The organism is Porticoccus hydrocarbonoclasticus MCTG13d (assembly GCF_000744735.1).
In the GTDB taxonomy this organism is placed as follows: domain Bacteria; phylum Pseudomonadota; class Gammaproteobacteria; order Pseudomonadales; family Porticoccaceae; genus Porticoccus; species Porticoccus hydrocarbonoclasticus.
The window spans coordinates 2,139,374-2,162,202 of record NZ_JQMM01000001.1; the positions used below are offsets into that span (position 1 = coordinate 2,139,374).

The 22,829-nt window shown below is 52.8% G+C and carries 21 protein-coding genes and 4 tRNA genes; 5 read left to right on the forward strand and 20 right to left on the reverse strand.

What is annotated here, in order from left to right; translation table 11 throughout:
• Window positions 1-183: 183 nt before the first annotated feature.
• A tRNA-Asp gene (locus tag U740_RS10175) sits at window positions 184-260 on the reverse strand.
• Between the two features lie 20 nt (window positions 261-280).
• A tRNA-Val gene (locus U740_RS10180) sits at window positions 281-356 on the reverse strand.
• Between the two features lie 124 nt (window positions 357-480).
• On the opposite strand from U740_RS10180, the gene queD reads away from it, so the two are divergent.
• A complete protein-coding gene (queD, locus tag U740_RS10185; protein WP_036861933.1) occupies window positions 481-837 on the forward strand; it encodes a 6-carboxytetrahydropterin synthase QueD in 357 nt (118 codons plus the stop codon).
• 12 nt (window positions 838-849) lie between these two features.
• Window positions 850-1,368, forward strand: coding sequence for an RNA 2',3'-cyclic phosphodiesterase (gene thpR / locus U740_RS10190; RefSeq protein ID WP_036860573.1), 519 nt, complete (start codon window positions 850-852; stop codon window positions 1,366-1,368).
• Here thpR and U740_RS10195 read toward each other — a convergent pair.
• The 6 genes from U740_RS10195 to U740_RS10220 form a co-directional block, all read right to left on the reverse strand.
• Window positions 1,365-2,267: a TIGR01777 family oxidoreductase gene (locus U740_RS10195; protein WP_036860575.1), complete on the reverse strand. Its 903-nt coding sequence runs from the start codon at window positions 2,265-2,267 to the stop codon at window positions 1,365-1,367. The genes thpR and U740_RS10195 overlap by 4 nt on opposite strands.
• 76 nt (window positions 2,268-2,343) lie before the next feature.
• A complete protein-coding gene (locus tag U740_RS10200; protein ID WP_036860576.1) occupies window positions 2,344-3,696 on the reverse strand; it encodes a phosphohexomutase domain-containing protein in 1,353 nt (450 codons plus the stop codon).
• A 60-nt stretch (window positions 3,697-3,756) separates the two neighbouring features.
• Window positions 3,757-4,689: a UTP--glucose-1-phosphate uridylyltransferase GalU gene (gene galU / locus U740_RS10205; RefSeq protein WP_051921669.1), complete on the reverse strand. Its 933-nt coding sequence runs from the start codon at window positions 4,687-4,689 to the stop codon at window positions 3,757-3,759.
• Between the two features lie 215 nt (window positions 4,690-4,904).
• Complete coding sequence (mgtE, locus tag U740_RS10210) at window positions 4,905-6,224, reverse strand: magnesium transporter (protein WP_036860577.1); 1,320 nt, start codon at window positions 6,222-6,224, stop codon at window positions 4,905-4,907.
• A complete protein-coding gene (locus tag U740_RS10215; protein WP_036860578.1) occupies window positions 6,214-7,068 on the reverse strand; it encodes a magnesium transporter MgtE N-terminal domain-containing protein in 855 nt (284 codons plus the stop codon). Before U740_RS10215 ends, mgtE begins: the two co-directional genes overlap by 11 nt.
• On the reverse strand, window positions 7,055-7,882 hold the full coding sequence (locus U740_RS10220) for a mechanosensitive ion channel family protein (RefSeq protein ID WP_036860579.1): 828 nt from the start codon (window positions 7,880-7,882) through the stop codon (window positions 7,055-7,057). The genes U740_RS10215 and U740_RS10220 overlap by 14 nt, the downstream gene beginning before the upstream one ends.
• Window positions 7,883-8,699: 817 nt before the next feature.
• Between U740_RS10220 and U740_RS10225 the strand changes: the two genes are divergently transcribed.
• On the forward strand, window positions 8,700-9,398 hold the full coding sequence (locus U740_RS10225) for a DUF5666 domain-containing protein (RefSeq protein WP_036860580.1): 699 nt from the start codon (window positions 8,700-8,702) through the stop codon (window positions 9,396-9,398).
• Window positions 9,399-10,180: 782 nt separating this feature from the next.
• Here the strand turns inward: U740_RS10225 and U740_RS10230 are convergent.
• The 11 genes from U740_RS10230 to thrS form a co-directional block, all read right to left on the reverse strand.
• Complete coding sequence (locus U740_RS10230) at window positions 10,181-10,633, reverse strand: carboxymuconolactone decarboxylase family protein (protein ID WP_036860581.1); 453 nt, start codon at window positions 10,631-10,633, stop codon at window positions 10,181-10,183.
• A gap of 89 nt (window positions 10,634-10,722) precedes the next feature.
• Window positions 10,723-11,667: a hypothetical protein gene (locus U740_RS10235; protein ID WP_036860582.1), complete on the reverse strand. Its 945-nt coding sequence runs from the start codon at window positions 11,665-11,667 to the stop codon at window positions 10,723-10,725.
• A gap of 538 nt (window positions 11,668-12,205) precedes the next feature.
• Window positions 12,206-12,282, reverse strand: a tRNA-Pro gene (locus U740_RS10245).
• Window positions 12,283-12,333: 51 nt separating this feature from the next.
• The gene (locus U740_RS10250) at window positions 12,334-12,690 is read right to left on the reverse strand and encodes a MerR family transcriptional regulator (protein WP_036860584.1); all 357 of its coding nucleotides are present in this window, start codon (window positions 12,688-12,690) and stop codon (window positions 12,334-12,336) included.
• Complete coding sequence (ihfA, locus tag U740_RS10255; RefSeq protein WP_036860585.1) at window positions 12,671-12,973, reverse strand: integration host factor subunit alpha; 303 nt, start codon at window positions 12,971-12,973, stop codon at window positions 12,671-12,673. Before ihfA ends, U740_RS10250 begins: the two co-directional genes overlap by 20 nt.
• Window positions 12,974-12,980: 7 nt before the next feature.
• Entirely contained in the window at window positions 12,981-15,362 is a 2,382-nt protein-coding gene (gene pheT, locus U740_RS10260) for a phenylalanine--tRNA ligase subunit beta (RefSeq protein ID WP_036860586.1), read from the reverse strand.
• 51 nt (window positions 15,363-15,413) lie between these two features.
• The gene (gene pheS, locus U740_RS10265; RefSeq protein WP_036860587.1) at window positions 15,414-16,427 is read right to left on the reverse strand and encodes a phenylalanine--tRNA ligase subunit alpha; all 1,014 of its coding nucleotides are present in this window, start codon (window positions 16,425-16,427) and stop codon (window positions 15,414-15,416) included.
• 113 nt (window positions 16,428-16,540) lie between these two features.
• A complete protein-coding gene (gene rplT, locus U740_RS10270) occupies window positions 16,541-16,897 on the reverse strand; it encodes a 50S ribosomal protein L20 (RefSeq protein WP_036860588.1) in 357 nt (118 codons plus the stop codon).
• 28 nt (window positions 16,898-16,925) lie between these two features.
• Window positions 16,926-17,117 carry a 50S ribosomal protein L35 gene (gene rpmI / locus U740_RS10275; protein WP_036860590.1) on the reverse strand — a complete coding sequence of 64 codons (192 nt, stop codon included), beginning with the start codon at window positions 17,115-17,117 and terminating at the stop codon, window positions 16,926-16,928.
• A 123-nt stretch (window positions 17,118-17,240) separates the two neighbouring features.
• Window positions 17,241-17,786: a translation initiation factor IF-3 gene (gene infC / locus U740_RS10280; RefSeq protein ID WP_456107056.1), complete on the reverse strand. Its 546-nt coding sequence runs from the start codon at window positions 17,784-17,786 to the stop codon at window positions 17,241-17,243.
• 20 nt (window positions 17,787-17,806) lie between these two features.
• On the reverse strand, window positions 17,807-19,723 hold the full coding sequence (gene thrS / locus U740_RS10285; RefSeq protein WP_036860596.1) for a threonine--tRNA ligase: 1,917 nt from the start codon (window positions 19,721-19,723) through the stop codon (window positions 17,807-17,809).
• Between the two features lie 222 nt (window positions 19,724-19,945).
• Here thrS and U740_RS10290 point away from each other — a divergent pair.
• Window positions 19,946-20,022, forward strand: a tRNA-Val gene (locus U740_RS10290).
• A 301-nt stretch (window positions 20,023-20,323) separates the two neighbouring features.
• Window positions 20,324-20,737: a hypothetical protein gene (locus tag U740_RS10300; protein ID WP_036860599.1), complete on the forward strand. Its 414-nt coding sequence runs from the start codon at window positions 20,324-20,326 to the stop codon at window positions 20,735-20,737.
• Window positions 20,738-20,775: 38 nt separating this feature from the next.
• Here U740_RS10300 and uvrB read toward each other — a convergent pair whose 3' ends face one another.
• Window positions 20,776-22,794: an excinuclease ABC subunit UvrB gene (gene uvrB / locus U740_RS10305; protein ID WP_081890917.1), complete on the reverse strand. Its 2,019-nt coding sequence runs from the start codon at window positions 22,792-22,794 to the stop codon at window positions 20,776-20,778.
• Window positions 22,795-22,829 lie beyond the last annotated feature (35 nt).

Genomic DNA, 22,829 nt, shown 5'->3' on the forward strand with positions numbered 1-22,829 from the left:
AAAACCCGATAAGTGATGGCGGACCGGATTGACTAGCGCCCAGGGGGCACTAGGGGTAAACCCCGCCGCCACTCCTCTGGCGGCTTGATTGGCTGCGCCAATCGGTCGAACCGCTTCGCGGGTTCTCGTCCCTAAAAGCTCTTCCCATAAAAAAACCACCCGGGTGGGTGGCTTTTTAAAATATGGCGGACCGGACGGGACTCGAACCCGCGACCTCCGGCGTGACAGGCCGGCATTCTAACCAGCTGAACTACCGGTCCGCAAAATGCTACTTTTACACTGGTGGGTGGTACAGGGGTCGAACCTGTGACCTACGGCTTGTAAGGCCGTCGCTCTACCAACTGAGCTAACCACCCTCCTCAGAGAGAGGCGCATTCTACCGAAATATCGGTCGGTGTCAAACATTTCAGTTGCAGGTTTGTGTACAAGGAAAGATCTGCAAATTACCATAGGCCAACTTTTCAAATGACCGGTACACCCATGGAAATTTTCAAGGAATTTACCTTTGAGGCGGCACACCTTCTACCCAATGTGGCAGAGGGACATAAATGTGGTCGGCTGCACGGGCACTCCTACCATATCAGGCTTTACCTAGGCGGCACCGTCGGCGACAAAACCGGTTGGGTGATGGATTTTGGCGACCTGAAAGATTACTTCAAACCGGTCTATGACCAACTCGATCATCATTATCTCAACGAAATCGACGGACTGGAAAACCCTACCAGTGAAAATATAGCCAGGTGGATCTGGGCACGGTTAAAACCGACGCTCCCCCTGCTCAGCAAAATCGAGGTTCGGGAAACATGCACCTCCGGCTGCATATACTGCGGCGACTGAGTTGGTAATCCCGTGCGACTGTTTATTGCCCTGACACTGCCTGAAACAGTAAATCAACTTCTGGATGATATTTGCCGACAACGGTTGAACGATGCCGGCAACCACTGGGTGCCTGCACAGCGCCGCCACCTGACACTGAGGTTTCTCGGGGAACAAACAGGTGAGCAGACCGCCGTTGCCGTTCAGATCATCCAGGACCTCAGCGTTAAAAAATTTGATTTATTGCTGAAGACTGTCGAGCGGTTTCCCGCCACGGGGAACAGGGCTATCGCCGCCATTCCCGAATATTCGACGGCATTGATGGCACTGTACCAGCAGCTTTCTGCGTCCCTTGCTGCCAGTGGCTTTGAACCGCTTCAGCGGGAATTCAGGCCACATATCACGCTGGGAAAAGCCCCCGCAATACCAAGTGCAAAAATCGACCTGGAAATCGACGTCTGTTTATCTGTTAGGCAGATAGTCCTGTTTCAGAGTCAATTGACGGCCAGCGGACCTTTGTACAGCCCCCTGGCAACGACAAATCTGCGCTAGACAATATCCCCAAGCGCTTCATCCAGTTTGGCAAAACGGAATGAATAGCCGGACTCGAGCAGTTTTCGTGGGCACGCCCGCTGGCCCGTCAACAATAATTCCTTGGCCATCTCACCGAACAGCAGTACTGCCACGGGCTCCGGCATGGGGAAGATGGTCGGACGGTGCAGTGCAGAACCGAGCGCCTTGGTAAATTGACGATTCGTCACCGGATTCGGAGCCGTGGCGTTGACCGCCCCCTGCAGCGCAGATTGTTCCAGACAATAAAAAATGATCGCCACTTCATCGGCTATATGAATCCAGGGCATCCACTGCTTGCCAGAACCCAGGCGGCCGCCCAGCCCCATGCGGAAAGGCAACAGCATTCGACTCAGTGCGCCACCACCAGCCCCCAGCACAATACCGGTACGCAGGTAGCATATCCGGGTTCCCAGCGAAGCAAATTGCGAGGCACTTTTTTCCCATTCCAGACAAAGACGGCTGGCAAAACAATCGTGCTGAGCGCCATCCTCCCCCAGCGGCTCGTCCTGGTGAGGGCCGTAATAGCCTACGGCGGAACCACTGACCAATACCGAAGGTGGTGCAGATGCTTTCTGGAAATGCTCAAATAACCGGTTGGTAGTGCCAACCCTGCTGTCCATGAAGGCCTGTTTGCGCCGGTCATTCCAGCGACCGGCAACCAGCGGTTCACCGGCCAGATTGACGATATAGTCAATGGGGCGTTCCGGAGACAGGGCGTCAAGGTTTTCAACAAACTCGACGCCGGGGAGTTTTTTCTGTGCCTGTTGCGCATACCGGCTCAGACCGATTACCCGGGCACCCCTGGAGAGGGCCTCACGGCAGAACCGGCTGCCGATAAATCCGGTGGCACCAGTCACCAATACTGTTTTATCCTGCATGACACGCTCCCGGAAGTGGTTGGTTGATTTACTGATTCCGAACGGGCAACAGCCTCAGTGAGCCATACCGCCTACATCAATCGGCACCCATCAGGCCGAGCAGCTCGAGGGTTTTTTGTTCCATCAAGGTCCGGTCATTGGCTTCCACATTGAGCCTGACAACTGGTTCGGTATTACTGCTGCGCAGATTAAACCGCCAGTCAGTATAGGCCACACTCAATCCGTCCACCCGCTCAATACTCACTGCGCCATTGGCGTAGTGTTCTTCAAGTAGTGTCATCACCCGCTGGGGATCATCAATACGGCGGTTCAGTTCACCGGAACAGGGGTAGTCTTCCACCATCGACTGGATCATGTCTGACAAAGGCTGACCGGTCACACTCAGCAGCTCGGCCACTAAAAGCCAGGGAACCATGCCGCTGTCGCAATAAAAGAAATCCCGGAAATAATGGTGGGCACTCATCTCACCGCCATAGATAGCATCCTGCTCACGCATGACCTGCTTGATAAAGGCGTGACCACATTTACTTTGCACCGCCTCACCACCAAATTCCCGGCAGACCGCCTGGGTGTTCCAGATCAAACGAGGGTCGTGGACAATCTTTTCTCCCGGATGCTTGCGCAGAAATGCTTTTGCCAGCAACCCGACAATATAGTAGCCCTCAATAAATTCGCCCTGCTCATCGAACAGAAAACAACGGTCAAAATCCCCATCCCAGGCTAGGCCAAAATCGGCACCAGAGGACTTCACCAGATCACTGGTGTGATGGCGACTCTCCGGCAACAACGGGTTTGGAATACCGTTGGGAAACTCCCCGTCCGGATCATGATTCACCTTGATCAGCTCAAAGGGCAAAAAGCTTTCCAGCGCATCGAGCACAGGACCGGCAGCACCATTGCCGGCATTGACGACGATTTTCAACGGCCGAAGCTTGCTTCGCTCCACATACGAGAGCACGTGTTCAATATAGGCATCGGAACAACTGATACGGCGATAAGTCCCACGTTGACTGGGCTCTACCGGAGAAAAATCTGTTTCTTCGGCCAATGCCTGGATCACCTTCAGGCCGGTGTCGGCACTGATCGGCCTGGAGCCCTCCCGCACCATTTTCATGCCGTTATAATCAATGGGGTTGTGGCTGGCTGTCACCATGATGCCACCAGACAGATTGAGGTACGCCGTCGCAAAGTAGATTTCCTCAGTGCCGCACAGTCCAATGTCCAGCACATCGACCCCTTCATCGCGCAACCCCGAGGCCAGCGCACTTTTCAACGTCGGGCTGGAGGTACGGATATCGCCGCCAACCACCACGGTTTCAGGTTTCAACCAGCGGGCATAGGCCCGGCCAATACGGTAGGCAATCTCTACGGACAGCTCGGAACCGAGCCTGCCCCGAATGTCATATGCCTTAAAGCAGGTAATTTTCATAGTACTCACATCACAGGGACACCCACCCCAAACCGGTATGGGTCATCACAAAGGGGCAGGCTATCGGCAAGGTTTTTCCAATATGGCTGCAGCGTCAACATGGCGATTGTTTTTGAGATAGTCTTTAATCCCTTCACCAATTTCATCGTGCTGCAGGGCATAGGCAATATTGGCCTGTAGGTAACCAAGTTTACTGCCGCAATCATGACTACAACCTACGATCCGATAGGCCTCGACCACTTCCTGCTTGAGCAGTTCTTCCAGAGCATCCGTTAACTGGACTTCACCACCTACCCCGAGTGGCGTTTTTTCCAGCAGCTCCCAAATAGTTGGTGACACCACGTAACGCCCCACAACAGCCATGTTGGACGGAGCATTCTCCGGTTTCGGTTTTTCGACCATGCTGTGGATTCTCGCCACGCTGCCGGCCATCAACTCAACGCCCTGACAATCGACAACGCCATATTTATTAACGTCTTCCCATGGAACCGCCTCCACCATAATCTGGCTGTGACCTGTGGCAGTAAAGTTTTTCACCATGGACGATAAATTGTCTTTTTTCGAGTCTGCCCGATACTTGTCCACCAAAACATCCGGCAACAGAATGGCAAAAGGCTGATCACCTACCACCGGCCTCGCACAACTGATTGCATGCCCAAGACCCTTTGCATAGGGCTGCCTGACCGAAATGATGGTCACCTCCTGGGGCACGATCGAGCGGACATCATCAAGTAGCTGACGCTTGACCCGCTTTTCCAGCTGCGCCTCCAGCTCAAAACTGGTGTCGAAGTGGTTCTCAATGGAGTTCTTACTGGCATGGGTGACCAGTACGATCTCGGTAATTCCCGCCGCAATAGCCTCATTGACGACGTACTGAATAAGCGGCTTGTCCACCACCGGCAACATTTCTTTTGGAATAGCCTTGGTGGCCGGCAACATACGAGTGCCCAGCCCGGCGACAGGAATAACAGCTTTGCGTACAGTTAGGGTCATATCGGGGGAAATCCATTTTTGGGTAATAAAAAGTGCTGCACCGTTGCATACACCATATTGAGCCAAGTGTCAGTACCTGACAGAAGCAATCGGTGGCTATTATGCCTCACTAGTCCCGCCTTTGCAGGCAACAGGACCGCGAAACCCAACCTGGTTATCAACGACGATCGGCCCCACCAGAAGATTACTATCCTCCCGCTTTACCGGGTAAGTTGCTACAGCAGCCCCGACAGCAGTGCCGCGATTCCCAGAAAGGCAAAAAAGCCGATAATATCAGTGACTGTGGTAAGAATAATGGAAGATGCCTGCGCCGGGTCCTGACCTAGCCGCACCAGTACAATCGGCACCACCGCACCGGCAAAACCCGCCGCGATCATCGCCAGCACCATCGCTGAACAGATCACCAGCACCAGCCCTATTGACTGGCTCCATACAAATACGCCAATACCGCAGGTCACTGCAATACCAATACCATTTATCAGGCCCACCCGTACTTCCTTGAACATCACCCTGAACCAGTGGCGAACCGTGATTTCTCGCAATGCCAGGCCGCGCATAGTAACCGCAAGAGCCTGGGCCCCGGCATTGCCCGATTGACCGGCAACCACCGGCAGCAGCACGGCCAGAGCCGTAAAACTGGCAATCGTGCTTTCGAATATTCCCACTACGGAGGCGGCCAAAAAAGCCGTCAGCAAATTGACCTGTAACCAGGGCATCCGCTTTTTCACGGCAAACAGTGGCTTCGACAGGGCGCGTTCTTCACGGCTGGCACCCACCATGGCCAGCACATCGGATGACATGTCCTCCTGGGAAACCTGAACCAGACTGCTGTGATGGATAATACCCAGCAGACGACGATCAATATCAACCACTGGCAAGTCGAGCAGTTGATGTTTTTCAAACAACTCGGAAATTTCCTCTTTTCCTGCGGTACCGGCAACCACTGCCGTAACCGGTTTGGCTATCGCACCCAGGGATGTGCCGGGATCGGCGATAGCGATGTCCTGCAAGTGAACCTTGGCGCTCAGGCGGCCTTCGGTATCAACCAGAAAGACACTGCGCGCCGTCTTCAGTTGGCGCTTGCGGAGAATTTCCAGCGTCTCTGAGATGGTCATGCTGTCGCGAAATACTAGGGCACGGGTATCCATCAAACGTCCGGCACTGCTTTCCGGGTAGCTCATCAGTTCCGCCAACTCCCTGCGGATTGATTCGTCCAGGGTCTTCAGCAGAGCATCCCGTGATTCGTCATCCAGCTGCCCGATCATCCGCACCGAATCCAGAGGTGGTAATTCGCTAAGCAGTTGACGGCTGTGCCCTTCTGGTAAACAAACCAGAATCTCGGCAGCGACATTGGGCGTCAAATACCGCCATAGGGATAAAAGCACATATACGGGCTGCAGGCTCAGCACTGCGGCCACCTCCCGGGGAGCCAGCGCTTCAATTTTCAGGGCTGCATCTCTGGGATAATCCAGCAGAAATTTGCGGGTCAACGCCATGTCAACCGCGCGGGGATCCGGGGAAGCATTAGTCGTCATGGTATGACCCTCCTTTATCAGCCAACCAGGACGCATGACTGCCCGGAGCCATTTGCACCATACCGGTCGCAGTGACAATCATGGCGCGGGCAAGATGGGACAACAGTGAATCGCCCAGTGAGACATTCGCCGAAGGGGTCTTCTCCAGTGCCGTGCGCAATACTGAACGTGTCACTGTCCCGAGGTAAACACCACTCGAATTGCGGACCGGCAACACAGGGTAACAATGCCAATCAGACAGATTGACAGCCATCTGGATGCTCATCTCTGCAGCCAGCGGTTGCTGAGCCGAATCCACCAATTGACCCAGTATTTGCTCATCGGGGCTGGCCAGCAGCTTATCCAGACCTACCATGCCAATCACTTGGTGGGATTGGTTGATAATCACCAGACTGGTACCAAATGAGTCCGCAGACTTTTTCAGTAATGCCAGACAATCACCGACCGTGAGCTCAGGATAAAAGCCCGGCGTGGACATATCCATCCAGGCACCAACCGTGTTTTCCTGATAAATCAGCGACACACTCAAAGACCGGGAAAGCTTGGCGGGCACTACTGCCAGCAGCTCGGTGCGCCGTGTGCGCTGCTGCAAACGCAACAGCGCAGCGACTGTCTGGTAGGGGAGCCGGGCAACAATAGCCGCGTTCTGTTCCAGCGACAACTGGTCGAGAATACGCGAGGCTGGCCACACCTGCATTTCCTGCAGTACAGGAGCAACAATCCGGACCGGCACCTCCTGCAGGTACAACGCCGCCTCTTGATCCTCCAGCGACTGCAACACCCGGGCTGCGGCCTCGGGCTTATTGATAAGAAAATCCAGACTCAGGGGATTAGAGCTTGTCATCCATCGACTCCCGGGTAATCACACTGAAAGACTGCTGCATACAGAGCCGCGCCGGAATCAGTTTTCGACCTTCAGCCGTTTCCACCACCATTCCAGTAGCAGTGAACTCCAATACCCTGCCCCGCTCATTGCCGGTCTCGACAATCTGTCCGGGCCGGACAAATTCCTTGAGATGACGTGTTGCGATGAGGTTTTCCACCAGCGGTCTGGCTCCGAGGCCAAAGGCCAGAGAAAACCCCGTCAAAACGGCAGCAAAACCAATACCAAACAGAATGACCAGGAAACTGACATCGACGCCCACCTGGCCAAGCCCCATAACCACGCCGACAATAACAAAGGAGATCTGCGCAATTTGACCTAGCAGCGCTGCCTGGGCAATATCGGCTGAGGCCGCCGCATGGGTGATCAGATGGCGTACCACACTGCCGAGAATAAAGCCGCTGATAATAATCAGGCCACCCGCCATCAGAGAGGGCAGATACACCATTAAACGATCGAGCCAGACAGTCGCCCCGGCAACGCCCACCACCCTAATGGCGACAATTGCAAATATCAGAATAGTGGCCCAGAACACCACAAAACCAATCAACCTTTCTGTGGCGGGCGGTATGCGCACAAAGTGAAGATTTAAGTTTTGTAACTGGCGATCCAGCAGATGATTGAGAGTACGGATAAAACGGGTAACCAGCAGATGTAAAAACCGGGCCAGCAGCCAACCGGCCAGCAGTAACAGTAATCCACCCACCAGATTGGGAATATGAACAATCACTGAAGTTAAAACATCCAGAATTTGTTGCTGGATTGATTCGAGCATGGAAAGCCCCTTTGTCAGATTCAATCTGCCTGTTGAAATACAGCCGCCTGTGTCAAAACTGGGCCGACACCAACCAACCCGGAACCACCCTCAACATGCGCCTCAAACCTGATGTCAGACTAGCACTGTTTATATGACCAATGGAAATACCCCGGCCAGTCGTCCAGGCTCTGCTCCCGAACAAGTCGCCATCTACCCCGGCTACTTTGTCCCGCCTGTGATTTTTATCCGCTATTCAGGTGACAAACCAGCATCTGGTTGTCGAAACGGTCCAAAGTCTGAGTTTGGAACATTCTAGTATTCTGCGCGTAGTCGAGCCAATGTAACGGTTGTGGCGACCACGCCACTATCCGAGAATTAGTGAATACTTTTCCGGGGTGGAGATACCGATACTGTGCGGTTAGAACAGGGCTGGTCGTCCTCTGCGTTATCACGCTTGAAGTTTGCAAGGCCCAGTCGCTTGAACTACGTTTGCAAGTATGTCCAGCAGATTAAAAAAAGCTGTCGGGAACAAAATAAATCAGAAAATGTCGAGAGACTTAACCACACTGTTTAATCGACGGAGGAATTTTTAAACGACCTATGCCAAGCAATCGATGCCAATATATAGCAGCACCATTGCTCGAAGCATCTAACCAACTCCTTAACTCCATGGATGCCACCAAATACAGGTGGGCTTCCGAGCACCCTATATCCGATAAGTCCCCTGTAAAACTCTAATCAGATTTTTTTGTGACAGGCTGAAGGTCCCAGCGGCCTGCCCTGTCAACGTCTTTCGTGTAACTTTTAATCACTCAAACGATACGGAGGTATCAATATGATTTGCCGTACTTTTAATACCCTGCTGATGATGTTGGTCATGGCGTTTTCCATCGGTGCTTACGCTGAAAAACCAATGGAAAAACCAACTGAAAAACCAAAGAGCTACCCGGATGGCACATGGCTTAACATTGACGGGACCGTTGATCGTGTCGGTCCGAACATGTTTGTCCTCGACTACGGTGAAGGCAATATCACTGTCGAGATGGACGATGTCGACAGAGATGCTGATGCCTACGCACTGAAAAAAGGTGACAAGGTACGCGTCTCCGGCATGGTGGATGATGACCTGTATGAAAGTGCCACAATTGAGGCCGGCAGTGTCTATGTGGAAAATATTGGTACCACCTTCCACGCTGATGCCATGAAGGAAGAGGATTCGTACCTGGCGGGCAACATGCCCGTGGTCGTTTCCCGCGGTACAGTACAGGGACGCATCACTATCGTAGCTGATGACAGTTTCACCCTGGATACTGACGATAGACAACTCACGGTTAAGGTAAACACCATGCCTTATGATCCGCTTGATAACGTGGGTTACCAGCAACTCAAAGTCGGCGACTACGTATCGGTTACCGGCGCCATTCAGCGTGGCTTTTTTGACCACAAAATCATGAAAGCCACGTCCGTCACTACTTTTTTTGACGGATCAAAGCCTCGTACGACCCCACAATTCTCGACGGATCCCAATCTTTAACGGGTGCTGACCACGGTAACAATGGGCTGCGTAAAGCAGCCCATTTTTTTGTGCAGAAATGAAAAAACAAAACTAAGGTCAGGTACAATTTTCATAAAAAACCACACAGGCAATTTCAACTTAGAACAGTTTATAAAAAAGTTGTACCTGGCCCCATTTATCTACCGCCTCACGGAACTCCTCGGTATAAGCCTGCTTTTTTTATGTGCCATGATAAGCACCTCCATATAGGTCAATCTGACTATACAGAGCGTCTACAAGTCGTGGGGGGCTCGGGCACCTAACGCCAATTTTTAACGGCGCCCATGGAGCGCAGCGCAATGGGCGTCCAGTGGAGGGCCACAGGCCCGAAACGAACTACAATGACTAGTTATGTGTTGCTCATGGAGTCGCCGGAGCACGCTGATTTTGAGCCCCTAATTTCCTGCAATTTTAGTTCGATTAACCACCGAACGTACCGCAAGAACATTCCTAAAGCTAGTGAACCAGATACAAGCACCATTATCAGAACTCCGAAAAAATCCCCTGGAGAACCGGAGTGTTCAGGCTGCGACGTTTGGTAAAAATACACTGCCCAAACTGCTACCATCGGCAGGCCCAATACCAGCGAAAATACCCAAAACCACAAGCAGCGAGTGAGCAACACAGGAATGACTAGGAGGAAAGCTGACACTACCAGAACGATCTCAATGCTCATTCAGTGACCACATAACGCCGCGCTCTGCAACAAATTTGGAGCGTAGCAGAAAATTTGTCCGACAACAGCGCCTTGTTAGCCGTACCTACGCCTTGACAGGGTAACGGCTAGAGATAGCAATACGATTCCATGTATTGATGATAACGGAAAGCCACTCAATGGCCGACACTTCTTCTTTGGAAAGACTGGTTACGGCCTGTTCGTAGATTGCGTCAGGCAGCTGGCTGTCAGAGATCAGTGTAATTGCCTCCACAAGCTCTAACGCGGCACGCTCTTTTGAGCTGAAGTATTCGGTCTCTTTCCATGCAGAAAGGACTGCTACACGATCAGAAGACTCCCCGCTGGCAAGTGCATCCCGCGCATGCAATCTGATGCAGAAAGCACATTGATTTATCTGGGATGCGCGCAAGCGTAAGAGATGCGAAAATCCTACGGCAACCCCCGCCTTGGTTAAAGCATCTGAGGCAAGCCGGTCAAGCTCAATGACTGTCAGATACAGCTCAGGTGCTGACTTACCAAGATTCACTCTTTCTGTCACGTGACCTCCTTATGTTGTACGGCTAACGCCAAGTTAACCGGCGTGCGTTAGCGCGTCCGAGCGAGGAACGAGCGTCGTTGAACTTTTTGTTAAGCGCCTTCTGCATTTTCGACCATTCCCGAAAACATTATGTCTTTCTCTGGCTCAAGGGGAATTTCTTTTCGAATTCTTGTTCTTGCACCTTCTTGCAAGCCAGTTTCATTCCATTCCAAGCTGGGTAAATCTTGAAATATTGCAGGGTAGCGTTCTGGCTGAGAAATTGCTCCAACGACTCTTAGGCTTTTGTTCCACTCTAATGCCCAAAACCATTCGCCAGTTTCACCTTTTTCTCTACGCATTATTGCCTTAAAAAAGCCATTTGCGCTCTCGATATTTGCATAGCAAGGAATTTCACTAGCCCGTTCCATAATATTTAGTAATTGAGGGTTGCCCCAATCTGAATGAACATATGAACCGTGAAGATGGAAATATTTGTGGCTGAGCAAACATGTACCTTCAGCAGTAAGTGGGTCGCGCGAAGTTATCAGTGAAAATATTCCTTGCACGTGCCTATAGGCAAGAAATTCAATACGACGTTCGTCGGCTTGAGGTGGCCCATCTATACTAAAAGATATGCTCGCTGGGCCAAAGTTCGAAGAGACCGTAAAATTGTCACCAGAATCTTTGATTAAGGTTCCCTGTTTATTGGGGTGAAAATCTTTTTCTGCTTTGCGTTGAGCTATCTCGTTATGTGCTTGTGAATCCTTTCTGGCAGGGCTATTAAATAAAGTTATTGATGACAGATGACGTTCTACATCCGACTTCTCATCATTGCATTCTTTACATGCTCTGAAAATAAGATTGAATAGATTTCCATTCCCAAACTCGCCAGTAGGAACAAACTCTCTACCGATAAGATGCTCTTTGTTTGATTCCAGACGAGAATCCGCCCCAACAAGACGGCCGCAGTAAAGGCAGTACTGGTTTGATTTCGATTTCGACTTATGGAACCAATTTACAGGCTGGTTTTTCTTGTAACGATGTATTCCGTTCAATGCCGATACTCTTATTTGCGCTTAACATTTGTATATGGCGCACTCGCGCTTTGCCAAAACTAATATTCGGCCCACTTTGATAACGGATTGATACAGAATAGAAAATTGGAGCATCTCCGATTCCTTTCAGAATAAAGCGAGTTTTTCCTATTATCTAAAATAGTAGGACCTCGTTATCTTTTCCCGCGAACCTGCAACACCCTGTTTTATTGGGATCATTTTTTCCGGTTCGCATGATAACGCGCATTGACTGAGTATAAACCGAGAAAGGGATTTAATAACACCTCGATATCCTGTATAAAAAAACAGCCTATCGAGCGCGCATACCCATTTGATATAGGTGGCGTCCAAAGTCGGGGGCGAACCAGTAAAGAGGTTAGCCTTCTGGGGATTTTCAGTGCAGCTTATCTTTCGACCGCCACCGACCAGAAGTCCGCGATCATCAACAAAAACTGGACTTAATAGGGACTTAAACTGAGAAATGAAAAAGGCCCGCTTTTTGGCGGGCCTTTTAACACGTTGAATTTCAACAATTTTTTGGTCGGGACGACAGGATTTGAACCTGTGACCACTACACCCCCAGTGTAGTGCGCTACCAGACTGCGCTACGCCCCGAATAGGAAGGCGCACATAATACCGGATGCACCCCACAATTCAAGAATAAAATCAGCCCTTCAGTACCTGCAACAGGTCTTCCAGCTCGCCGACTGTCTGGTCGATCAGCTGCCTGACCTGCGTGGCCTCTTCCTTGGCATCCTCACCGGTCATGCGCTGACGGGCACCACCAATGGTAAAACCCTGCTCATAGAGCAATGAACGAATCTGCCGGATCAGGATGACATCCTGGCGCTGATAGTAGCGGCGATTACCACGGCGTTTTACCGGGCTGAGAGTGGGAAACTCCTGTTCCCAGTAGCGAAGCACATGGGGTTTGACATCGCAGAGTTCACTGACTTCACCGATGGTGAAGTAACGCTTGCCGGGAATGGCCGGCAACTGATCGTTATTGCTCGGTTCCAGCATAGCTTTCTACTCTCGCTTTAAGTTTTTGTCCGGGTTTGAACGTCACTACTCGTCTGGCAGAAATGGGGATCTCTTCACCGGTTTTTGGATTGCGACCGGGGCGGGTTTTTTTGTCGCGCAGTTCAAAGTTACCAAAACCTGATAATTTGACCTGTTCGTTTTTCTCAAGGGCGGTGCGGATCTCTTCAAAAAATGATTCGACGATTTCCTTGGCCTCGCGTTTGTTCAAACCCAGGTCTTCGAAAAGCATTTCTGCAAGGTCGGCTTTGGTAAGTGCTGACATAACTCGCTTAACCCCTGAGACTCGCTGAATGTTGTTCTTTTATGGTGCTGACCACCCGGTCGACAGCCGCTGTGATTTCTTCTTCGGTAAGAGTGCGCGAACTCTCTCTAAAGGTCAAGCCAACCGCGATACTTTTTCTATTGATTTCAACACCTTTCCCTTGGTAGACGTCAAATATCTTTAAGTCAACGAGGTAATGACCTGCCGCCTCTCGAATGGTTTCACAGAGCGTACTGGCGGAAAGGTCCCGATCCACAATCACCGCCAGGTCGCGGCGGACTTCCGGGAACCGGCTGACACCCCGAAAAGCGGGCAGCTCACCCTCGACCACAGCACCCAGGGCAAGCTCAAAAACGTACACTGGCTGGGAGATATCCAGCAGCTTCTGAACACGCGGGTGCAGCAGACCAATATAACCCACCGGCTTACCGTTTCGCTCAATGGCGGCACATTGACCGGGGTGCAGCGCGGGATGTGCAGCAGGCACAAAGTGATACTGATCAAACACATGGTTCTGCTTGAGGAGCGCTTCCACATCGGACTTGATATCAAAAAAATCCACCAGATCACGCGGGTTTGACCAGCGTTCCGGCAAACGAGTACCGGTGACGGCACCGGCAATCATGGGCTCCTGCTTCACGCCACCCTCCTCGGGCATGAAGCTCAACCCGGACTCAAAAATCCTGACACGGGATTGCTGGCGATTGAGGTTGCGGCGTATCGCCGGCAGCAGGCCGGACCAGAGCGTGGTTCTCATCACCGACATATCACTGGCGATGGGATTGGCCAGTGCGACACCCTCTATCTCTGGCAGCAGGAGTTTCTGGACATCGGGATCGACAAAACAGTAGGTAATGGCTTCGCGGTAACCCCGGGCAACCAACTGCTGTCGCAACAATGACAGGCCGGTGCGGGTTTCGCGACATACTTCAATCGGCAAACTGGCGCTGATCGTGGCGGTCGGCAAGCGGTTATAGCCGTAGATGCGGGCCACTTCCTCGATCAGGTCCACTTCAATCGCAATATCGAAGCGCCAGCTGGGAACCCTGCAGCGCCAGCCGTCTTCATCCTCGGCAAGAATTTCCAGACCGAGACGCTGCAACATGCCGCTAACCAGCCCGGCATCCAGTGACAGACTCAACTGCTGTTGCAGTTTGCGCCGGGTCAGCCTCACCTCTGCAGATCGGGGCAAATGTGCTGCCGACTCGGCTACAGTTACCGGGCCGGCCTGCCCTCCGACGATGTCCAGCAACAGTGCGGTGGCACGCTCAATGGCGAGAGACTGCAATTGCCAGTCAACACCGCGCTCGAAGCGGTGGGATGAATCCGTATGGAGCCCGTAATTGCGTGGGCGACCGGCAATCGCCAGCGGATCAAAATAGGCACTTTCAAGAAAAATATCCCGGGTATCCGCCGTGACGGCAGACAGTTTGCCACCCATGATACCGGCGATAGCCAACGGTTTTTGGTGATCGGCAATGACCAGTGTGTCCTCGTTCAATGTGGCCTTGGAACCGTCCAGCAACTCGAGTGACTCACCCTGCTCTGCCATGCGCACCCGAATACCGCCGTCCAGCGTGGCGAGATCAAAGGCGTGCATCGGTTGACCCAGCTCGAGCATCACATAATTGGTCACATCGACCACCGGGTCGATACTGCGAATACCGCTGCGGCGTAGTTTTTCCTGCAACCACAGGGGAGATGGCGCAGCCAGATTGACATCGCGAATCACCCGACCCGCATAACGGGGGCAGGCAGCGGGGGCATCCAATACAACAGGCAAATGATCGTCGACCGTGGCCGATACCGGATCAAGGGAAGGCCCGGTTACCGCAACCGTATTTAATACACCCACCTCGCGGGCCAGGCCACGAATACTCAGACAATCGCCGCGATTGGGGGTTAAGTCGACTTCAATCAATTGGTCATTCAGGCTCAGATAGTCGCGCAGATCCGCACCCGTTGGCGCATCGGAGGGCAGCTCCCAAAGGCCGGAGCCATCACCACCCAGACCAATTTCATCCTGACCACAGAGCATGCCGAAGGACTCCACGTCCCTCAGCCTGGCTTTACGGATTTTCATATCGCCGGGCAGCGTGGCGCCCACCGTTGCGAAGGGCACTTTCAGTCCCTGGCGGGCATTGGGTGCGCCACAAACCACCTGCACTGTTTCACCGGCAGCGCCGGTTACCTGACAGACTCGCAATTTGTCGGCATTGGGGTGTGGGTCCACGGCGCCAATTTCACCGACCACCACGCCATCGAACGCCGGGGCCACGGCGTCAACCGCATCCACTTCGAGACCCGCCATGGTCAGCTGAGCAACCAGCTCTGCCGTGTCAATACTCGGACTAACCCACTCACGCAACCAGGATTCACTGAATTTCATTGCTCACCAAATCAAATTATTTACTTTAGATAAATAATATATCTATTTGTTTTAAAACTGTTTTAGAAACTGAACTTCGTTATCAAAAAACAGACGGAGGTCATTGACCCCGTAGCGCAGCATCGCCAGCCGCTCGACGCCCATGCCAAAGGCAAAACCCGAATATTTCTCGGCATCAATGCCACAATGACCGAATACATTGGGGTGCACCATCCCGCAACCCATCACCTCCAACCACCCGGTATTCTTGCAGATGCGACAGCCGGCACCGCGACAGTTGGTGCACTGGATATCCACCTCGGCAGAGGGTTCGGTAAACGGAAAATAAGAGGGGCGGAAGCGCACCGGCAGGTCTGCCTCAAAAAACGCCTTCAGAAACTGATCAATGGTTCCTCTGAGGTCGGCCATGCTGACATCGCGATCCACCACCAGACCTTCGACCTGATGGAACATCGGGGTGTGGGTCAGATCGGAGTCACAGCGGTAGACGCGCCCGGGACAGATAATGCGGATAGGGGGTTCCTGGGTCTTCATGGTACGAATCTGCACCGGCGAGGTGTGGGTGCGAAGCACGGTATTTTCCGTCACATAGAAAGTATCGTGCATGGCCCTGGCCGGATGGTGTGATGGAATATTCAGGGCTTCGAAGTTGTGATAATCGTCTTCGATCTCGGGGCCCTCTTCCACGCTGTAACCAACCCGGCTGAAGAAGGCCTCAATCCGCTCCATGGTATGGGTAATCAGATGCAGTCCGCCGCTGTCTTCGCCCCGCCCGGGTAGTGTCACATCCAGTGCTTCGCTGGCCAGCCTGGCCTCCAGATCCGCATTCTCCAAATCATTGCGGCAGTGATTGATCTGACTCTGGAGCTGCTCTTTTACTTCATTAATTTTCGCACCCGCTGCGGGGCGCTCTTCAGCCGAGAGTTTGCCCAACCCTTTTAACAAATCCGTCAGCCTGCCTCGCTTGCCGAGATATTCGACCCGCACCTGATCCAGTGCTGCCAAATCCTGTGCCTGCTCTATGGCCTGCTGCGCTTCACGGGCCAGAAGATCAAGGGTTTCCATGCTCACAACCTTATCAACCGGTTCATATCAAAAACAAAAAAGGGAAAGAGCTGCGGCCCTTTCCCCTTTCAATCTGCATTATTTGATGCCGGGAAAACCCCGGCACAAATATATCAAGCCAGGGCAGCCTTCGCCTGTTCTGCGACAGCAGCAAATGCCGCTTTATCGTGAACAGCAAGGTCGGCCAACACACGGCGATCCAGCTCAATATTGGCTTTCTTCAGTCCCGCGATCAGGCGGCTGTAGCTGATACCCTCAGCGCGTGATTGCGCATTGATCCGGGTAATCCACAGAGCGCGGAAGGTACGCTTTTTGACACGGCGGTCACGGTAGGCGTACTGACCTGCCTTGGTGACAGCTTGTTTGGCAACGCGGAATATACGACTGCGAGCACCGTAGTAACCCTTTGCAGCCTTCAGAATTTTCTTGTGGCGACGGTGTGCGACAACACCTCTTTTTACACGTGACATATCAATATCCTCTCAAATAATCGGTTAATCAGGAGCGCAACATACGATCGACCAGGGGCGAATCAGAACCATTCATGGTGCTGGTGCCGCGCAGGTGACGCTTACGCTTCTGCGACATTTTTGTGAGGATGTGACTTCTGTTGGCATGTTTGTGCTTGTAGCCAGCGCCGGTTTTCTTGAAGCGCTTGGCGGCACCGCTATGTACTTTTGCTTTTGGCATTTTGTGTCTCCGTTTATAGACGGGTTAAATAATGAAGAAGTCACTCCCGGACAGTCTGCCAGGGGCTGCGCGCGGGTAGTGCCCGGTGAATCCTGATATGGCCGGAGGCCAGATGGGGTCGGGTTACTTCTTCCTGCTTTTGGGGGCGATCACCATAGTGAGTTGTCGCCCTTCCATTTTAGGGAATTGCTCGACAGAACCCAGTTCCTCCAGGTCCAGCTCAATACGCTTGAGCATTTCCATACCGAGTTCCTGGTGAGCCATCTCGCGGCCGCGAAACCGGAGGGTTACTTTGGCCTTATCCCCATTTTCGAGAAACCGGATCAGGTTACGTAACTTGATCTGGTAGTCTCCGATGTCCGTTCCCGGACGAAACTTCATTTCCTTGACCTGAGTCTGCTTCTGCTTCTTGCGTTGTGCAGCCTGTTGCTTTTTCACTTCAAACAGCTTCTTGCCGTAGTCCATGACCTTGCAGACAGGCGGCTCGGCGTCCGGAGCAATTTCCACCAGATCCAAACCGGCAGCCAGGGCTGCACTCAGGGCATCTTCAATGCTGACAATGCCAGCCTGTTCGCCATCGGCGTTAACCAGTCGAACCTCGGGGACGTCGATCTCTTCATTCATTCGAGACCGTTTTGCTGCCCCCTTGCCATAATTTTTCTTGATAATTTAATCTCCGACTATTGTCTTTAAATAACGCGACCGCGGCGCTGTACGTCTTGTGCGAGAAGTTCGGCAAAATCTGAAACCTTCATGATGCCCAGATCTTCACCGCCTCGCGTGCGCACTGCCACGGTCTGCGTTTCTACTTCCCTATCTCCGATTACCAACAGGTAGGGAATCTTCTGAATTGTGTGCTCGCGGATTTTAAAGCCGATCTTTTCGTTTCTCAAGTCATTTTCCACCCGGAAGCCCTTGTTTTTCAAGGTATCAGCCACCTGACGGACATAATCTGCCTGCGCATCGGTAATATTCATCACCACCGCTTGCTGGGGTGCGAGCCAAACCGGGAAAGCGCCCTCAAAATGTTCAATCAGAATACCGATAAATCGCTCGAAAGAACCGAGGATAGCGCGGTGCAGCATCACCGGCACCTGGCGGGAGCCATCTTCAGCTACATACTGGGCATCCAGCCGTCCCGGCATGGAGAAATCCACCTGAATCGTACCGCACTGCCAGACCCGTTCGAGGCAATCCTTCAGAGAGAATTCAATTTTTGGACCGTAGAAAGCGCCCTCCCCCGGCAACAACTCATAATCCAGCCCTTTTGCAGACAGCGCATCCGCCAGTGCCTGCTCCGCTTTATCCCAGACGGCATCACTGCCGACCCGTTGCTCGGGGCGGGTGGAGAGCCGGATGATCACGTCCTCAAACCCGAAATCCCGATAGACCTGAAACAGCAGATCCACAAAGGTTGAGACTTCGTCCTGAATTTGCGCTTCGGCACAGAAAATATGCGCATCGTCCTGGACAAAGCCCCGCACACGCATCAGGCCCTGCAAGGTACCGGAAGCCTCGTTGCGGTGGCAGGAACCGAATTCCGCCAAGCGCAGTGGCAGGTCGCGATAGCTTTTCAGTCCCTGATTGAAGACCTGGATATGGCAGGGGCAGTTCATCGGCTTTACCGCGTAATCTCGCGATTCGGATTCCACGGTAAACATGTGTTCCCGGAAAATATCCCAGTGGCCGGACCGCTCCCAAAGGGATCGATCCACCACCTGGGGCGTTTTGATTTCCCGATAGCCATTGCTACGCTGCACATCGCGCATGTAGCTCTCAATCTGGGTATAAATACTCCAACCCTTCGGATGCCAGAACACCATCCCCGGGGCTTCTTCCTGCATATGGAACAGGTCGAATTTCTTGGCCAGCTTACGGTGATCGCGCTTTTCCGCCTCTTCCAGCCTGAACAGGTAGGCATTCAATTCTTTCTTGCTCGACCAGGCCGTGCCATAGATGCGCTGCAGCATTTCATTATTGGAGTCACCCCGCCAGTAGGCCCCAGCCACTTTCATCAACTTGAAGTGTTTGAGCTTTCCCGTTGAGGGCACGTGCGGCCCGCGGCAGAGGTCTTCAAAATCTCCCTGTCTATAGAGGGAGAGCGTCTGGTCCGGCGGAATACTTTCAATGATTTCCGCCTTGTAGGCTTCACCGATGCCGCGGAAATAGGCCACAGCCTCGTCGCGGGACAATTCACGGCGCACCACCGTTGTATCCGCCTGGGCAAGCTCACCCATTTTTCGCTCGATGGCATCGAGATCTTCCGGGGTAAACGGCCGCTCATAGGCAAAGTCATAATAGAAGCCGTTATCAATCACCGGGCCAATAGTGACCTGCGCACCCGGAAACAACTGTTTTACCGCCTGGGCAAGCAGGTGGGCGGTGGAGTGACGAATCACCTCCAAACCCTCGTCGGACCTTTCGGTGATAATGGCCAACTCGGCATCTGAGTCAATCAGATAAGAAGTATCAACCAGTTCGCCGCCGACTTTGCCAGCCAACGCAGCTTTTGCCAGTCCGGGGCCAATATCAGCGGCCACGTCATAAATAGTCACAGGGTTCGGGTAATCGCGTTGACTGCCGTCAGGGAGGGTTACTACGGGCATGTTCAGATCCTTTCCAGTGGTGGCCCCTACCAAAGGCCACATGGTTTATGCTGCATGGGCAGCGCCAATTCGTGAGCCGGCCATTTTACCGGCTTGACCTGCATAAGCAAGCCGCCTTCAACAGTGGGAAAAGCGTTATAACGCTTGCCAGAGCCCCATAAAGCTTGTCAGAAGAGATGCTCGCTGGTAAATTACGCGCCTTCCTGATCACAGCAAGTCAGCAGGCACGTAGCTCAGTTGGTTAGAGCACCACCTTGACATGGTGGGGGTCGGTGGTTCGAATCCACTCGTGCCTACCAAATAGAAAGCCCATCGACACCGGTGGGCTTTTTTTATTTGCCTGCAAAAAGAAAATAAAAATATAAATCTTTATTATCAAATAGATAAAATATTTACTTAATGTTAATTATTTAATATTTAATGTCCACCACCACACCCACCAACCAGCTGGGGAGCCAGGATCCCAGACAGCGCCATTTATCAACAAAACGCCCACACCCGCATACAGACCTGATCCAGTGCGTTAACATGTTAGTGTGTTTAGCAACTGAGCCCCCAAACACCGGGGAGCCCATCAACTTGATAAAAGGCTTGGTCATTATGAAAAAAGGTATATTCGTTACCTTGTGTGCGTCACTGCTGATGAGCGCCAACCTGTACGCAAACGATAAAGAACTCCATCTCTGCAGGTATGTTCATATCTATCAGATAGCAACCGGCTCAGGTGTCAGCACGGATGGTGGCGACCTGGAAATAACCATTGATGGTGATAATTTCCGGCTTCATGGTGATAACAAAGATGCATCGGGGACCTTTGATCTCAAAATAACAGAACGATCAGGCCGGAGTATCACTGCCAAAAATGAGTCAATGATGTTCATTCTGAAGCCGCTTACCGGTGACTTCATGCTTAACACCGGCATCGGAGAATTCGGATTTAATGTCAACCAGGGGGGCCATAAAGGCCGTCAGATGCGGTACGCCGGCAAGTGTGAACGCGTCAAAAACTTCTGAGGAAGAACCGATGGGCAGCAATGTCCGTCAGGCAATAGTCAGGCAATACCGTCCGCCAATCGCTTGAGCTGGCCCACTTCGTCACGTAGTCGGGCCGCCTCCTCAAACTCCAGGTTCTTGGCGTGTTCGAACATCTTGTCCTCCAGTGCCGCTATCTGACGCCACACATCACCGCTGCTGACTATCGGCCTGTCCTTGGGTGACTGATAAGTGGTCTGCGCATCCGCCACCTTGCGTCCCCCTTTACCGGGGATCATTCGGGCTCCTTCCATAATATCCGCCACCGATTTATAGATGCCCTTGGGTGAAATACCATGGGCCAGATTGTGAGCAATCTGCTTGTCCCGACGACGTTCGGTTTCATCCATGGCCCGCTGCATGGAGCCGGTAACCTTGTCCGCATAGAGAATGGCACGGCCCGCCACATTTCGCGCTGCCCGGCCAATGGTCTGGATCAGCGACTGCTCGGAGCGCAAAAATCCCTCCTTATCGGCATCAAAGATGGCCACCAGTGCCACCTCCGGCATATCCAGCCCCTCCCGCAACAGGTTGATACCCACCAGCACATCAAATTCACCGAGCCGCAGGTCGCGGATAATTTCCACCCGCTCCACCGTTTCAATATCCGAGTGCAGGTAGCGGACCCGAACCCCGTTTTCCGCGAGATACTCGGTGAGATCTTCCGCCATCCGCTTGGTCAGCACGGTAATCAGCACGCGCTCTTCATTGGCCACACAGCGGCTGATTTCCGAAAGCACATCATCCACCTGGGACGTTGCCGGACGAACCTCGATCAATGGATCCACCAGCCCGGTGGGCCTGACCACCTGTTCCACTACCTGCCCAGTTTTTTCCGCCTCATACTTGGCCGGAGTAGCGGAGACAAAGATCATCTGTGGCGCCAATCGCTCCCATTCATCAAACCGCATCGGGCGGTTATCCAGCGCCGAGGGCAACCGGAAACCATATTCCACCAGGGTTTCCTTTCGCGAGCGATCACCCCGGTACATACCGCCCAACTGGGGAATCGTCACGTGGGACTCATCAATCACCATAAGGGCATCTGCGGGCAGGTAATCGTAAAGCGTGGGTGGGGCTTCACCGGGTTCCCGGCCCGAGAGATAGCGTGAGTAATTTTCAATGCCGGTGCAGTAGCCGAGCTCCTGCATCATTTCCAAGTCATAGCGGGTGCGCTCGCGCAGGCGTTGCTCCTCTACCAGCTTGCTCACCGAGCGCAACTGCTCCAGTCGCTCCGCCAGCTCGGTTTTGATGTGTTCCATCGCATCGAGTATGGTCTGACGCGGTGTCACATAATGGGATTTCGGGTAAACGGTGACTCGGGGCACCCGACCAAACACCTCACCGGTCAGCGGATCGAACGTCGACAGATTTTCCACTTCATCGTCAAATAACTCGACCCGGACGGCCTCACTGTCCGAATCCGCTGGATAAATATCGATCACATCGCCCCGCACCCGATAGGTGGCGCGCTGAAATACAGCATCGTTTCGAGTGTACTGCAACTCGGCGAGGCGTCGCAGGATAGCGCGCTGATCCACCCGGTCACCCCGCACCAGATGCAGGACCATCTTCAGGTAGGACTCCGGATCACCCAAACCGTAAATTGCCGACACGGTCGCGACGACAATCACATCCTTGCGCTCCATCAGTGCTTTGGTAGCCGACAGGCGCATCTGCTCGATATGCTGATTAATTGAGGCATCCTTCTCGATAAATGTATCCGATGAAGGCACATACGCCTCGGGCTGATAGTAATCGTAGTAGGAAACAAAATACTCCACCGCATTGTCGGGAAAAAAGTCCCGAAGTTCGCCGTAGAGCTGAGCTGCCAGCGTTTTATTGTGCGCCAACACAATGGTGGGACGCTGTACCCGGCTAATCACATTGGCAATAGTAAATGTCTTGCCCGAACCGGTGACCCCCAGCAGCGTCTGTGCCGCCAGTCCCGCTTCAAGCCCGGCCACCAGTTTCTCAATCGCTGCGGGCTGGTCGCCCGCTGGCTGGTAGGGGCTCTTGACCGTAAAGGGTTTTGACACGTTTGAATCGCTCCGAATCAGTGCAGAAAACCGCG

Bases quoted from the DNA above. Each gene is read 5' to 3' on its own strand.
- rplT (WP_036860588.1), bottom strand. From the start codon at position 16,897: ATGTCACGTGTAAAAAGAGGTGTTGTCGCACACCGTCGCCACAAGAAA.
- pheS (WP_036860587.1), bottom strand. From the start codon at position 16,427: ATGGAAACCCTTGATCTTCTGGCCCGTGAAGCGCAGCAGGCCATAGAG.
- U740_RS10225 (WP_036860580.1), top strand. From the start codon at position 8,700: ATGATTTGCCGTACTTTTAATACCCTGCTGATGATGTTGGTCATGGCG.
- galU (WP_051921669.1), bottom strand. From the start codon at position 4,689: ATGACCCTAACTGTACGCAAAGCTGTTATTCCTGTCGCCGGGCTGGGC.
- thrS (WP_036860596.1), bottom strand. From the start codon at position 19,723: ATGCCCGTAGTAACCCTCCCTGACGGCAGTCAACGCGATTACCCGAAC.
- rpmI (WP_036860590.1), bottom strand. From the start codon at position 17,117: ATGCCAAAAGCAAAAGTACATAGCGGTGCCGCCAAGCGCTTCAAGAAA.
- U740_RS10195 (WP_036860575.1), bottom strand. From the start codon at position 2,267: ATGCAGGATAAAACAGTATTGGTGACTGGTGCCACCGGATTTATCGGC.
- mgtE (WP_036860577.1), bottom strand. From the start codon at position 6,224: ATGACGACTAATGCTTCCCCGGATCCCCGCGCGGTTGACATGGCGTTG.
- U740_RS10250 (WP_036860584.1), bottom strand. From the start codon at position 12,690: ATGCTGGAACCGAGCAATAACGATCAGTTGCCGGCCATTCCCGGCAAG.
- pheT (WP_036860586.1), bottom strand. From the start codon at position 15,362: ATGAAATTCAGTGAATCCTGGTTGCGTGAGTGGGTTAGTCCGAGTATT.
- U740_RS10220 (WP_036860579.1), bottom strand. From the start codon at position 7,882: ATGCTCGAATCAATCCAGCAACAAATTCTGGATGTTTTAACTTCAGTG.
- U740_RS10215 (WP_036860578.1), bottom strand. From the start codon at position 7,068: ATGACAAGCTCTAATCCCCTGAGTCTGGATTTTCTTATCAATAAGCCC.
- U740_RS10300 (WP_036860599.1), top strand. From the start codon at position 20,324: ATGAAAAAAGGTATATTCGTTACCTTGTGTGCGTCACTGCTGATGAGC.
- queD (WP_036861933.1), top strand. From the start codon at position 481: ATGGAAATTTTCAAGGAATTTACCTTTGAGGCGGCACACCTTCTACCC.
- ihfA (WP_036860585.1), bottom strand. From the start codon at position 12,973: ATGTCAGCACTTACCAAAGCCGACCTTGCAGAAATGCTTTTCGAAGAC.
- U740_RS10200 (WP_036860576.1), bottom strand. From the start codon at position 3,696: ATGAAAATTACCTGCTTTAAGGCATATGACATTCGGGGCAGGCTCGGT.